This window comes from Cyclobacterium sp. SOCE241, assembly GCF_056867545.1.
In genome coordinates this window covers 4,056,775-4,070,022 of sequence record NZ_CP149779.1, presented here as the reverse complement: position 1 = coordinate 4,070,022, position 13,248 = coordinate 4,056,775, and the positions used below count along the sequence as shown (strand labels likewise).

The window sequence follows — 13,248 nt, the reverse complement described above, 5'->3', positions numbered from 1 at the left end:
TTTAATTGCATCTTTAACAATGTATTCTTGCACAGACGCTGATTTAGGTAATTTGGATACCAAAGATGTTCAATTAATTGTGCCTTCAAATGAATATGAAGGAAAACTTAAAGAACTTTCGGTGTTTTTTGGAGAAGTTTTGAAAGATAAGGACGCATTAGAAGAACTTTATTCTTTAGCGAGTGAAGGAGGACAACCGGATGACATCGATTATAATCTAAAAACCTTTTGAAGAAGGAATAAATCCATCTTCCAGAAAAGCATCTGCCATAGTTTCTGCATTTAAAAATAGTGCAAAAAATTTGCGGACTACCTCTGAAAATGGTATTAATGGAGAAGAATTGATTCAGTTTATTATAGATAATGAAATATCAATTCTGGCTCCTTATTTAGTTGAGGATTTTAAACTGGATGAAGTCGAGGAAATCACAGTCTCTTGGTGGACAGAGGAATTTGAGGCTCAAAATATTGCGTTGGATGAAGACTGGAAAGGTGCAACAAAAGCAGTTAAAGTTTCGATGGGAAATTCATCAAATAACAATCAAATATTGGAAGAAGTATTAGCAGGTGAATATTTTTTAGCGGACGATGAGTGGGCGCAAAATAATCCTACCATTGTTTTTGGTGCTTTTCAAAATGATAACGAGGGTAACTTACTTGAAATCGAAAAAAACGGGGGAGATTTAGATGCAAATGCAAGAGTTACAAGCAGTCCTGTTTTATTGTGCAATGTAGATGATAAAACCATCCAAAATCTTACCGTAAGAATGCCTGCATTTAGATTAGAGGAAAATATAGCGGCTTGGCCTAAACCAAATTATATATTTTTATGGGTGGCTCATGGAAATTTTACTGTGGGATCTAATGGGTTTCCAGCACTAAGTCCTAATGTAAACGCCCCATTTCAGGCCTATAAAGTTTCAAGGAAAGATGCTAGAATAGAACGATGGCAAGTAACACCTGCATCATTTATCATTTCATCTTGGCAGGCTGATTCAGACAATATGCAAATTGTTTGGGGTGTTACTAGGGCAAGTGCTTCTATAAACCATACTGCAGGATTAAAAGCTTCTATAGATGATTTAGAAGTTACTGAAAACGTTCAAATCGCGTTAAAAAACGACGTCCAATTAGAATCAGCTCAAGGTTTTGATAAATGTTTTACAATAAAAAATAATATAAATTCAATAGATCAAGGCATTGGCTATTATGGAAACACAAATTATCCTGTTTATCGATTTAACAGAATAAGAGCCTATTTTACACTAGAAGAAAATTAATTATCCTATGAGACGCATAATTTTATTAATGGCATTGACTGTCTTTTGGTTTGCGCGTACCAGCCAAGCTCAGACAAATACCAAAAACACCATTTATTTAGGTTATTCTTTTATTGAAGCAGATAAGTTTACAGGTGGAAACTTGTCTGCAAAGGGCTATGAAATTGGCTATTCCCGGTACATCAATGATCGATTTTATGGAGATATATCCTTTGGAAAATTTAATTTCGAAGGAAAAGGTAATGTCTTTTTTTGGACCCCGAAGAAATGGATTACTTTAATATGTCTACCTTTTCTTTGGGCTTGGGCTATGACTTCCATCAGTCTGAGAGAGTTATCCTATCAGGTGAATTGGCCTATTTGCGACATACGACCCACGAACTTTTAGGTGAATTAACCAGCCAGGGTGTGACTATTAGAGAAACTTATAACAAAGTAACGCATGCACCAAGGCTGCAGCTTAAAGCCAGGGTTTTCTTGACTGATAATTTCCAGTTTGTTCCGGCGGTTGCCTATGGAATTAGGTTCAGAAGTCAATATACAAGCTATTGGTTACGGGCAGGACTGGCCTATTCTTTTTGATAAAAGAATTAGTATACAATGATTACAAAGGAGCCTAGGTCAATATCGGGGCTCTTTTGGTTTGTTATAAGGGCTATAATTGGGCAGGTGATTACCAAATCAATCAATTAAGTGCCGTCTGGGCTTATAGCCTAAAATTATGAGAAATCCTCATTTCAATGCTTAGGGAGAAATTTTAGTAGAAAAAGCCGTAGGAGCCTTCGACAGGCTCAGGGATCCAAAAACCTGTGAAACTGATTCCACCTTTCTTGTCTCAGCTAACTTTGAAAAGTGTTCGAAGTGACGATATAGCCGTTTGTTTATAAAGACAATTTATATCGAGCTGAGGTAAAGGGTTTTTGTTATCAGACCTGCAGGAATATTTTTATTTCCTATTCATCTTCTTCCTCTTCTTTCTTGGGAATTTTGGGTTGCATTAAGCCTGAACTGCCCATTAATCCTGAAAAAGTAGCCTTCCACATATAATTGAAAACAAATTTATAAGGGATTCTTTCCACATAAATTGGAGAACTTACCAGCCGGTTAAAAATTGGCCTAGGATTGTTTTTTCTTAGAGCCAAAGCATTGATGACAAATGTTAAAATACCTTTTCTTCCTCCGGCATCCTTCAATGTTCGCTCATCCAAAAGTTGCACTTTGAGCTTGTTGTATTTTAAGGTCATCTCACCAATGGCTTCATTTTTATCCACCACAAAATGCCATTTTCCCTCCCTTACCATGCCTCTTTTTACCGTAATAAAAGCATTGGTAGCCAATATGGAGTTGATGGAAGGAAGGTCAAATGCACCTACCTCTGCCTCCACAGCAATAGGGTAAGGGTCTTCAAATTGCATTTGAACTGTGGCCTTTACCGGAGCCACTTTGTTGATTCTAAAATTGGCTTCCACCTCGGGCTTTTTCCTGTCTTCTCCAAATTTCCCTAATCTAAAAGGGTACATTTTAGCATTAAACTGATCAAAAGTAATTTCGCCGGGTACCATTCCTTTGACTGGGAATTCCCTATAAGTAAGCATGCCCTCTTTTACAATTAAGGTGTCCAACTCGATGATCTGCTTGGATAGCTCCATCAACTGCTGGGGCATCAACTTCACCACGGTGGTGTCTTCTTCAATTCTCTTGTCTCTAAAAACTTCCAACTGTGGCATTTCCAAGGTCATGCTAAGGGCTTCAACCTTCTCTTCAGCAATAAATCTCTTTAGATTTAAGCCTTCTATAATGATTTTTGGCACATACAATTCCATTACATCTGTTTGCTTTCCTACTTCTCGAGCATAGGCAAACAGACCTACTCTTGGTAAAAACCGAACTTCATTAAGGATCAATTTGTCCTTAGAAACCATTAATTTACCAATGCTTACTTTATTTAAGCTGTCCGGTAAATTCAGTTCATAGTCCTTGAACTCAAAGCGGAAATCCTCATTGAAAAAGAAGTCAGAATTGAATTGCTGTTTTTGTGTAAAGTCAAAATTCAGGTCACTGAGAATAAGCCTTAGGTTTTTAAAGGCCCTTTGGGGAATAGTGTCTGATTTGTCTATTAGGGCAAAACTTCCACCATTTAGTTTGAAATTTCTGATCAGGATACTCTCCAATATTTTACGGCTTATTTCCTTTCCCTGCCCATTAGGTAATTCAATAGGGGGTTCATTTTTGCTTAGGTAGAGGTTGACCTCAGGATCTGTTAATCGCAAAAGGGATACATCCAGCTCTCCGGTTTTTGAAAACTTGTTAGGGAGCGTGTATTGATACTGATCTGAGGGATATGTGCTTTAATTACCGGACCTTGCAGTTTTTCAGGGGCTTCTTTAGGTACCACATTCACATTTTCTATCAATATTTCTTCCTTCCGTGAGTCAAGTTGGATTTTTGAAAAAGTGACTGTATGAACACTGTCCTTAAGTGCCAAAGAAAAATTGTCCACATCCAAGGCCATTGTCGAAAAGAAGCTGGCAATGTCTCCATTCGATAACCTGGTAGAATCAAGCAGAAAGTCGGCTATGGCTATATTGATTCCGGTATTGATCAATTGTAGGTCATTTCCTTCCTGGTAATTCGCCACATTAAAAGAACCATTGGTGGCCAATATGGAATCTATTTTTATTACATCAATTGTTTTTGGAAGGTTTCTACTTTTCTTTTTTCCTCATTTGGTTTTTCTTCTTCTTTATTAAAAGCCCTGTTGATGGACAAATTCACTTCAGCATCTGAAAACCGAAGTTTGGTTAAAGCCAAAGTGTTGTCAAACAAAAAGGCTTCCAGATCTACGCCGCTAAAGCTTAAATCGGGAAAGCTTGCCTCAATACTGACTTTGGATTTCAGGTCTTTATTGGGCATTAGCTTAACATCGAAGGTATTGATTTCTTCTCGCGCAATTGAAGCCTATACTGCCGGCAACAATGCTGTATTTTCCATTGGCTAAGTTGAATAGGTAATTGTTAAGGTTGACGTCTACTTCATCTGAAAACAAGGTTCGGTTGGCCGCAGGATTTATGTTTTCGTCCAGGTAAAAATTCCTGATCTTTACTGAGATATCATTTTCGGCGAAGGATCTAAACTGTTCGTTGGCAAAGTTTTCATAATTGAAGGTGCCTTTTTCGGTGCTCAAAGAGTCTATACTGATCACTTTGAAATAGCTGGTTATCAAATCCAATACATCACCGCGTTTTAGTTTTTCCTGTTTCTCATTTTCTTTGGGAATGTATTTTGTCCAATGGATGATGGGGCTGGGGATGTCAATATGATTGATAAATAACTTGTTTTGAAAATAAGCTTGATTGATATCTACTCCGGTTGCAGAAAATTCCGGAATCTCAATGTCCAAAACGGTTGTTCTCCCATATTTATCCAGCAAAGGAAGTACAGCTTCTGGGGAGAAAGGTTTTAGTTTAAACCCATCTACATGTAGAAGGTTCTTTTGGGTGTCAATTAATATTTTGTCAGCAACAAAAAGATGCAGGTTGTCTGACAATTTAAGGGCGTAGTCTTCAATCTCAAGCCTTAGGTTGTCGGCCAGAAATATCCTCAAAGAAGTGTCTGACATGTATTTGTCGTCCAGCTGAAAATTCTCTAGCAGAAAGTTTATTTTCCCGAATGCCAAGCTGTCTTGCCTTACTCGGAGGTGATTGTCTAATACAAGGCTACCATTCTCTACTTCTAATTTCTGGACGTATACAGCTTTAAAAAACCTTTAGTTAATTGCTGGAGGTCTGTCATTTGGGAAGGATTATTATCGGCAGTAGCAGTGCCAAGGATGTCTTTGATCACTACATCCGGTGCGTTGATAAGTAATTCTCCTATGTCAATGATGTTTTCATTGTAGACTTTTCTAAGGTTTGCATTGGCAAATTCCAACAGGGGCACTTTTATTTCAAAAAGTGAAGCCTCAGCAATACTGTCCACATTCACTTCCGGTTTAAGTGCTATTTCATTGATCCTTACCTTGTCATCAATAGTAGACAGGTAGATATTGTGTCCTGAAATCCAATGAACCCCATCAGCCAAAGCTATTCGCGCCCGATCAATTTCTAATGTTGCATTCCTAGCATATAAAAAATTATCTTTTTTAAGCTCCTCATCTTGTCCCAGGTATACTTCTTCCAAAGAAAATTGAATTTCATCTGCTTCAATTCTGTTTTTATTTGGGTTATGAACACCTCTTTGTAAGAATTGTCCATCATCAATGGTCAAAGTTTTTATGGTGATTGACTCTAGTAAGTCTTCCACCAAATCGTACATATCAGTAGTTCTTGCTTCCTCATCCATCGCATTCCTATCGGTATACAAAACGATATGCGGTGCGTTAAGATTGAGGTCTCCAATGGCTACTTTTGACGTTTGGAACATCTCCATGATGTCCGCATCTGTCAAGGCCAGCTTTTCCAGAAATATTTCATAGTAGACATCAGCCGTTTTTTCCAGATTAGGCGTAACCCTTACCTTACTTGCCAATATTTGCTTTTCCAATGAAGAGACGGCCACTTTTTCTGCCATAACTTTATGAATGCTATCTGCCAATGAAATCTCAAAGTCATCAAAATTCAATTGAAAGCCCTCAATGCCAAAAGGAGCGTTTTCTTCCTCTCCTCCTGTGAGGTGAATATTTTTAAGGTATAAATTGGTGTTTTGTGCGGCAATGGATTTTTGACTTAGGAAATTTTCTACTAAAAAGTTGGCCTGATCAATGTAAAAGTCATTGATAAAGATTTCTTTTAGGGGGCCGTTAAGCGATTTCTTTATTTCATATTCAAGTTGCTTGAGAGGGCTGAATTCCTTGTTCTCAGTAAGTTCCAATTGTTGTTTGGACTGGATCATGGGAGCTGTTAAGCGAAGTTCATCGGCGGTTAGTTTGCCGTCTTCCCCTATGAAGTTTAGCCCCAATATATCCAATTGATCTACTGAAATTTTATAATAGGGAATTTCTAAGGCGTCAAAAATTGTAGGGTCTGTTGGTACTAGTTCAAACTTTTCTACAAAAAGACCACGCTGAAACAAGGAAAGGTACACCCTATCAAAGTCTACGGAGTATTTGCCTTTTGAAACATGCTCTACCTGTTGTTGGATATACTCTCTAAACAACCAGTCAGCTGCGAAAAAAAGAATAAAGTGGATAGAGACCGCAAGAAAGGCAAGAACTGAAATGATTTTCAGAAATCGCTTTCTTTTTCTTCCAGATTTTTTGATATCTAATTGCTCTCCACTCATTTTTCAGATCAAGAATACAAAATAAAGAGGAAAATGTTTAAGAAAGACTGCTAAAAGAAAAAATGAACCACTAAAAAATTAAAAAGCCGATGGATATACGTATCAATATATTCACCGGCTTGAGTATAAATGCTGTAGGAGAAGGATTCGAACCTCCACGAGGTTGTTAGGCAACACATTGAGCTCGATGTGTGCTTTGTCCAATACGCCGGATAAACCGGTTTCCTCACCCCCGAGACAGGAGGGCATGTCTGCCAATTTCAACACCCTACAGTGTCTGAGAACTTCATCAAAAATGACTTCGCTTTTCCAAGGCGGAAACCGAATTATATTTTGATATAACAAATGTAATAAATCACAGAGATTTAGAAAATATTATCATTAGAAATATTAAAAAATTATAATATCGATAAAAATAAAGGCAAAATTAAGCTGTGTTGAAAATTATAGGTCTTAATTTATTGCTGGTTTTAGAGATTCGATAATTGGCTATTTTTCAAATTTTACGTAATTTTCCCACTTTTCGATGACCGTTAACATGTCCTCCGGTATTTCCCCTTCAAAATACAATTCTTCACCACTTATCGGGTGAATAAAACCCAATGATTTGGCATGTAATGCCTGTCGGGGGAGTATCTGAAAACAGTTTTGTATGTAAGATTTGTATTTTGAATATTGGGTTCCTTTTCGAATTTGATCCCCTCCATACATGGCATCATTAAATAGTGGGTGGCCGATGTATTTCATATGTGCCCGAATCTGGTGTGTCCTTCCGGTTTCTAGCTCGCAGCTTAAAAGCGTAACATATCGCAGTCTTTTGATTACCTTCCAGTGAGTGATGGCTGACTTTCCGGCATCACCTTCCGGGTATGCTTGCATTACTTTTCGATCTTTGACTCCCGGCCTATGGGAACATTGATCGTTCCTTCCTCATCTGATGGTTCCCCCCAGACCAAAGCCACATAGCTTCTTGAAATAGAATGATCAAAAAATTGCTTGGCAAGATGGGTCATTGCCCTTTCAGATTTGGCAATAACTAAGAGCCCACTAGTGTCTTTGTCTATTCTGTGTACCAGACCTGGACGTCCTGAATTTCCGGGTAATTCCGGTAGGTTTTTAAAATAATATGCCAATGCATTGACTAAGGTGCCGGTCCAATTGCCATGGGCAGGATGGACCACCATGCCGGCAGGTTTATAAACCACCATTAGGTGATCATCTTCATACCTGATGTCTAAAGGGAGTTCTTCTGCCACCACCTCAGTTTCCTTGCGACTCTTTTCCATAGCAAAGGTAATCAGGTCACCTGCTTTGATCTTATAATTGGCTTTTACTACTTCTCCATTTACTTGAACGATTCCTGAAGTAATGCTTTGCTGCACCTTATTTCTAGTAGCGTAGGCCAATTTATCGGTAATAAATTTATCTATTCTAATCGAACTTTGTCCGGGATCTACAGTCAATTCATGGTGATCGAAAAACTTTCTTCTTCCGGTAATTCTTCATTGGTGATCTCTGTCATGGTGCAAAATTAGGATTTGATCAAAAACAATTAGAGTTTTGACTTAAAATCATTGAATAAATTTATTTTGACTGCGATAAAACCTGCCATATACCAGCATATCCACCTCCCTTTAATCAATGAAAAGGGATTGGAAGTTATTGTTAAAAGATTGGATTTACTTCATCCTGAAGTTCAAGGTAACAAATTTTATAAACTACATTATAACCTAGAAGCGGCCAAGAAATCCGGGCTTTCAAAGGTCTTGACTTTTGGAGGTGCTTATTCGAACCATATCCATGCCACTGCCTTGGCGGCATCTGCCAATGGGTTGAAGGCCATTGGCATCATTAGAGGTGAAATGGTCAATCCACTTAATCCCACCTTGGAAGATGCCCGGAATCAAGGGATGGAATTGTACCCAATGTCTAGGGAAGAATACAGGCAAAAAGACAGTTCATTCCAACTTAAAAGGTTGAAAGAGAGATTTGGAGATTTTTATTTGATCCCTGAGGGAGGAACTAATGCAATGGCCATAAAAGGGACCAAAGAAATATTGGAGGGTAAGGATTTGACAATGGACTTTGTTACTTGTCCAATCGGGACCGGAGGGACTTTTGCAGGCCTCTTGGCAAGGGCGGAGTCCGACCAACAACTTATTGGTTTTTCATCCTTGAAAGGAAATTTTATTGTTTCTGAAGTAGATCAGTTACTTCGCAAATATGGGATTCAGCCAAAATGTTCGTATGAAATCCAAACGGCCTATCACTTTGGTGGATACGCTAAACAAAAGCCCAACTTGATTTCATTTATACAGGAAATAAAAACAAAGGCCAATCTACCACTAGAACCTGTCTATACAGGTAAGATGGTATTTGGCCTTTTTGACTTGATTGAGAAAGATTACTTCCCAAGGGGAAGTAAAATATTGGTTTTGCACACCGGAGGATTGCAAGGTATCAGAGGGTTTGAGCAAAGGCTTGGTATTAAGCTTTGACCTATACCTCTCCGGAAGTTTCCACTTTTTCTACGATGGCCGCATAATCTAAATCATTCCAGTTTTTTGGGACATCCGGATCCTTCATTACCTCATCCATCACCTTTTCCTGAAGTTTACCAATGGCATAAGCTTCTGAATAGCGCATATTAGAAAAAGTTATCATGCTGTATAGCGGTTGCCATTCTTTGGGATACAATTCATGCAGTTTGGCCTCAATCTTTTTGCGGATCAAAAATTTAGGATCGGCTATATTGTCACTCATTTCTTTGAAATTATCCATGGCTAGCTGGCAGATGGCATCGGTATCCCGTTTTCTTTTCTTCTGAAATTTTTCAAAGACCAGATCCCAAGATGAAGTGCCATATTTCTCGATAAGTTTATCCAAAATAAAACAATCTTCAAACCCACAGTTCATGCCTTGTCCATAAAAAGGAACCATGGCATGGGCTGCATCTCCTATAAGCAATGCATTGTTTTCAGTCCATGGGTAGCATTCTGTATTGATAAGGGCAGAAGTTGGATTGTTTTTAAAATCTGCCAACAAGTTGGGCATCAAATCAAAAGCATCATTGAAGTAAGTTTTAAAGATTTGACTGACATCTCGGTCATCATAAATATTTTCAAAACTTACCTTATAACCCTCAAATGGCAAAAAGAGAGTGCAGGTAAAAGATTTGTCCAAGTTAGGCAAGGCAATGAGCATGAACTTTCCTCTTGGCCAAATGTGAAGGGCATTGGGGTCCAATGCAAAATCTCCGGAAGCAGTGGGTGGAATATGTAGTTCCTTATAACCGTGAGAGATAAATTTTTGGTAAAAATTAAACCTTACTTGGCTTTGGAAAGCATTTCTTAGCGCAGAATAGGAACCGTCAGAACCAATTAGCACATCTGAAGTCATTCGTTTTTCTGAACCGTCTTTAAGGCAAAATTCCACTTCTCGCTTAGCCACATTTACATTTTCCACCTTGTGGTTGAAATAGATCTTAGCTCCCAGCGCTTCTGCTTCATCCATTAGCAGTTCATTGAAAACATTTCTGCTGATGGAATAAATTGCTTGGTTTTCTTTTCCGTATGGCTGGAAATAAGTGTTCCCATGTTCGTCATGAATTCTCCTACCGGACATGGGTAGGGTATAGGGCAATACTTTTTCCTTTAAGCCGGCTTTTTCGAGGGCATTCCAGCCCCGATCACTCAAAGCCATATTGATTGATCGGCCTTCACTGGATTTATTTGAATTGCGCCAATCCTGACGTTTTTCATAAATAGTTACGTCTAGTCCTCTTTTCTTGAGGTATATGGCGAGCAGGGATCCAATGAGTCCCGCGCCCAATAGGTCTATTTTCTCTTTCATCTTTTAACAGGTTTAATTCTTGGGGTTATGCTTCCAAGGAGTTTTTAAGAATTCTACTGAATTCGAAAACATCCTGAAAGGTATTGTACATAGGGGTGGGTGCAAGCCTGATGACATTCGGATTTCTCCAATCAGCCACTACCCCATTATCAATCCAATAATCAAATACTTCTTTGCCTTTTTTGTGGATCAATAAAGAGAGTTGACACCCCCTTTCGGTTGGTTTTAAGGGAGTTATAATTTCTAACAATTCAGAGTCTTTAATTGTTTCGTGAATTGCAAATTCGAGATAATTGGTTAATTGAATGCTCTTTTTCTTAATTTATCTAAGCCGGCTTCGGCAAATAATTCTAGGGAGGCTTGGTGGGCAGCCAGACCCAGTACATTGTCGTTGCTTAATAACCAGCCATCAGCTCCGGGCATATGTTTGAAGCCTTTTTTCATTTTAAATCGTTCTTTCTCATCATGTCCCCACCAGCCGGCAAATCTGGGTAGCAGGGCATTGTCACTGTGCTTTTCATGCACGAAGATTCCTGATACATTTCCGGGTCCTGAGTTGAGGTATTTGTAGCTACACCATGTGGCAAAGTCTACTCCCCAGTCATGCAGTCGGAGAGGGACATTGCCTATGGCATGGGCAAGGTCAAATCCCATGGTGATACCCTGTTTATTGGCGGCGCTACTGATGGCTTCCAAATCAAAAAGCTGTCCGGTATAATACTGAAGACCGGAAAGCATGATTAAGGCCAATTCATCCTTATGGTCTTCTATTTTTGAAGAATGTCTTCCGTGCGAAGCAGGTGTTCATTGGGTCTTGGAGCCATTTCCAAAATGGCTTCATCAGGTAATAATCCATGGAATTTTACCTGAGCTCTAAAATATATTGATCAGAAGGAAAGGCTCCAGCTTCTGTAAGGATCTTGAATTTTTTCCCTTTGGGTTGGTAAAAAGACACCATCAGAAGGTGAAGATTTACACTGAGGCTATTCATGGCCACTACTTCCTGCTCATTGGCCCCTACCAAAGGTGCAATAAGCCTTTTAGAAGGTTTCCTGGCATCTACCCAGGGTACTTTTCCTTCGAAGTGACCGTCCACTCCTTTGTCGGCCCATTTTTCTAATTCTTGTTTCAAATAAGCATTGACGGATCGGGGCTGTAAACCTAGAGAGTTGCCACAAAAATAGATTAGTGGTTGTCCATTTTTTTCCGGAATATAAAATTTTTCCCGGTAAGTGGAGAGGGGATCAGCAAGATCCATTTTGCGCGCAAATTCCGGTGTTAATTCAAATGCAATCTGATCCATATTTGGATGAAAATGGGGTGTACTTATTTAATATTAAAGATCAGGAAATCATGCCTGACTTATTTTTGCATTACTGTACCGCACTTTTTACAGCAAGTGTTTTCAGGGTTTGCCCAAAAACGATCCATAATGGGAGGAAGTTGGTTTACTATGTCCGTAATTGTGGCATATTCTTCATAAAGTTTGTTATCACACTTTTCACAAAACCAAAGGAAGCCATCTTCTTCACCAGGTATTCTATACCTCTCGATTACCAAACCCACTGTATTTGCCGGTCTTCTGGGGCTATGAGGCACTCTAGGAGGCAGAAGAAATACTTCTCCTTCTTTGATAGGTATGTCTTTCATCACTCCCTCGTCTACTATTTTAAGAACAATGTCACCTTCTACCTGATAGAAAAATTCCTCTCCCTCATTGTAATGGTAATCCTTTCTGGCATTTGGACCTCCTACCACCATCACGATAAAGTCATCATTTTCTAGGTACATTTGTTGATTGCCCACCGGAGGTTTTAATAAGTGGCGGTGATCATCTATCCATTTGGTGAAATTGATTGGTTGGGAAACGGCCATAATTTGAATAGTTTTAATGATTATGCCTAGGATTGCCTGATCATATTGAAGATGATTTTGGGCCTAAGGCGAACGGCCAAAATTATAAAAAATATCCTATTAATGAACTATATAAACCTTAGCATTAACAAATTGGTGAAAATGATTGTTTTCAAAGCTTTTAGGCCGTGTTTTGAATAATTGGCGAGCTACCAATATTTTATCATTGCTATTCAGTAACTTGCCCGAGAAAGTAATTGATTCGCCTGCCTAACCCGTTAAAATAATTCAATTCAGCCTTTTTTAAGACCTTATGTCCTCTCACCATTTTGTAAAAGACCAACAAGAACCGGCTTTGCTTCTGTTGCTTGAAACCATTGAAGATACGGAAATACTTTCTTCCCTACTCGAATGGGTACCTACTGTGCTGGTTACCCAAAACAATGTACGAAAAATCATGTCCTTGGGTATTAAAATTGATGGGATCTTGGCCACAAAAGAATTTCAGAATGCCAATCTTTCCTTGCTTGAGGAGCAGCATCCGGTTATATTTATTACCTCCGATGAAGAGGCTTTCTTAGAAGTCGGCCTCGACTACCTTAGGGAAAAAACATCATGCGGTAAATATCTTGAATTTTGACCCCTTGCGTATTGATGAGTTGGTTCCTCAGCTATTAAATTTGGATATCGTATTTTTTCAATATGGGATAAGGTATTTTCCGGCTAAAAAAGGAAAAATAAAAAAATGGTTTCCCGAAGCTCCCATACAGGTGCATGGCGCTGAAGGGCAAGTTATAGAACATCAATCGGCTTCCGGCTCAAACGTTTTTCGCATCCAATATACTACCTTCTTGGAGCTTGAAGAGGGTTTCCATAATTTTAGCAGCAATGATTCGTTTTGGATTGGCACCTTGGTATAGTTCGATCAATTTTTCAATCCAAACGAACAATAACTTCGTTTTCATTGGTCCGTAAAACATGA

General features: G+C 38.8%; 14 protein-coding genes and 2 pseudogenes. 7 read left to right on the top strand and 9 right to left on the bottom strand.

The genetic code is table 11. The features are described 5' to 3' along the window. Positions 1-19 precede the first annotated feature (19 nt). The 4 genes from WG932_RS20425 to WG932_RS20410 all read left to right on the top strand — a co-directional run bounded on the left by WG932_RS20425 (position 20) and on the right by WG932_RS20410 (position 1,862). Positions 20-232 (top strand): hypothetical protein, encoded by a 213-nt coding sequence (locus WG932_RS20425; RefSeq protein WP_483085210.1) that lies wholly within the window; start codon positions 20-22, stop codon positions 230-232. A 109-nt stretch (positions 233-341) separates the two neighbouring features. Beyond that, positions 342-1,280 (top strand): hypothetical protein, encoded by a 939-nt coding sequence (locus tag WG932_RS20420; RefSeq protein WP_483085209.1) that lies wholly within the window; start codon positions 342-344, stop codon positions 1,278-1,280. A 7-nt stretch (positions 1,281-1,287) separates the two neighbouring features. Next, complete coding sequence (locus WG932_RS20415) at positions 1,288-1,668, top strand: hypothetical protein (protein ID WP_483085208.1); 381 nt, start codon at positions 1,288-1,290, stop codon at positions 1,666-1,668. Positions 1,669-1,688: 20 nt separating this feature from the next. Beyond that, positions 1,689-1,862, top strand: a complete 174-nt coding sequence (locus tag WG932_RS20410; RefSeq protein ID WP_483085207.1) for a hypothetical protein — start codon at positions 1,689-1,691, stop codon at positions 1,860-1,862. A gap of 371 nt (positions 1,863-2,233) precedes the next feature. Here the strand turns inward: WG932_RS20410 and WG932_RS20405 are convergent, their stop codons facing one another. The 6 genes and pseudogenes from WG932_RS20405 to WG932_RS20380 form a co-directional block, all read right to left on the bottom strand. Then, positions 2,234-3,550: a hypothetical protein gene (locus WG932_RS20405; RefSeq protein WP_483085206.1), complete on the bottom strand. Its 1,317-nt coding sequence runs from the start codon at positions 3,548-3,550 to the stop codon at positions 2,234-2,236. After that, positions 3,541-3,942, bottom strand: coding sequence for a hypothetical protein (locus tag WG932_RS20400; protein WP_483085205.1), 402 nt, complete (start codon positions 3,940-3,942; stop codon positions 3,541-3,543). The genes WG932_RS20405 and WG932_RS20400 overlap by 10 nt, the downstream gene beginning before the upstream one ends. A gap of 17 nt (positions 3,943-3,959) precedes the next feature. Continuing rightward, positions 3,960-4,193: a hypothetical protein gene (locus WG932_RS20395; protein WP_483085204.1), complete on the bottom strand. Its 234-nt coding sequence runs from the start codon at positions 4,191-4,193 to the stop codon at positions 3,960-3,962. 4 nt (positions 4,194-4,197) lie between these two features. Continuing rightward, a complete protein-coding gene (locus tag WG932_RS20390; protein WP_483085203.1) occupies positions 4,198-4,956 on the bottom strand; it encodes a hypothetical protein in 759 nt (252 codons plus the stop codon). Between the two features lie 56 nt (positions 4,957-5,012). Next, entirely contained in the window at positions 5,013-6,560 is a 1,548-nt protein-coding gene (locus WG932_RS20385; RefSeq protein WP_483085202.1) for a hypothetical protein, read from the bottom strand. Positions 6,561-7,049: 489 nt separating this feature from the next. Then, positions 7,050-8,059 (bottom strand): annotated as a pseudogene (locus WG932_RS20380) (RluA family pseudouridine synthase). A gap of 75 nt (positions 8,060-8,134) precedes the next feature. On the opposite strand from WG932_RS20380, the gene WG932_RS20375 reads away from it, so the two are divergent. Beyond that, positions 8,135-9,058 carry a 1-aminocyclopropane-1-carboxylate deaminase/D-cysteine desulfhydrase gene (locus WG932_RS20375; RefSeq protein WP_483085201.1) on the top strand — a complete coding sequence of 308 codons (924 nt, stop codon included), beginning with the start codon at positions 8,135-8,137 and terminating at the stop codon, positions 9,056-9,058. Between the two features lies 1 nt (position 9,059). On the opposite strand, the gene WG932_RS20370 is transcribed toward WG932_RS20375, so the two are convergent. The 3 genes and pseudogenes from WG932_RS20370 to WG932_RS20360 form a co-directional block, all read right to left on the bottom strand. Further along, positions 9,060-10,412: an FAD-dependent oxidoreductase gene (locus WG932_RS20370; protein ID WP_014019735.1), complete on the bottom strand. Its 1,353-nt coding sequence runs from the start codon at positions 10,410-10,412 to the stop codon at positions 9,060-9,062. Positions 10,413-10,437: 25 nt separating this feature from the next. After that, positions 10,438-11,715, bottom strand: a pseudogene (gene kynU / locus WG932_RS20365) (kynureninase). 59 nt (positions 11,716-11,774) lie between these two features. Beyond that, a complete protein-coding gene (locus WG932_RS20360) occupies positions 11,775-12,287 on the bottom strand; it encodes a 3-hydroxyanthranilate 3,4-dioxygenase (protein ID WP_483085200.1) in 513 nt (170 codons plus the stop codon). A gap of 292 nt (positions 12,288-12,579) precedes the next feature. Between WG932_RS20360 and WG932_RS20355 the strand changes: the two genes are divergently transcribed. Together WG932_RS20355 and WG932_RS20350 are read left to right on the top strand one after the other, a co-directional pair. After that, positions 12,580-12,906 carry a hypothetical protein gene (locus WG932_RS20355; RefSeq protein WP_483085199.1) on the top strand — a complete coding sequence of 109 codons (327 nt, stop codon included), beginning with the start codon at positions 12,580-12,582 and terminating at the stop codon, positions 12,904-12,906. Continuing rightward, entirely contained in the window at positions 12,896-13,186 is a 291-nt protein-coding gene (locus tag WG932_RS20350; protein ID WP_483085198.1) for a hypothetical protein, read from the top strand. The genes WG932_RS20355 and WG932_RS20350 overlap by 11 nt, the downstream gene beginning before the upstream one ends. Positions 13,187-13,248: the final 62 nt, after the last annotated feature.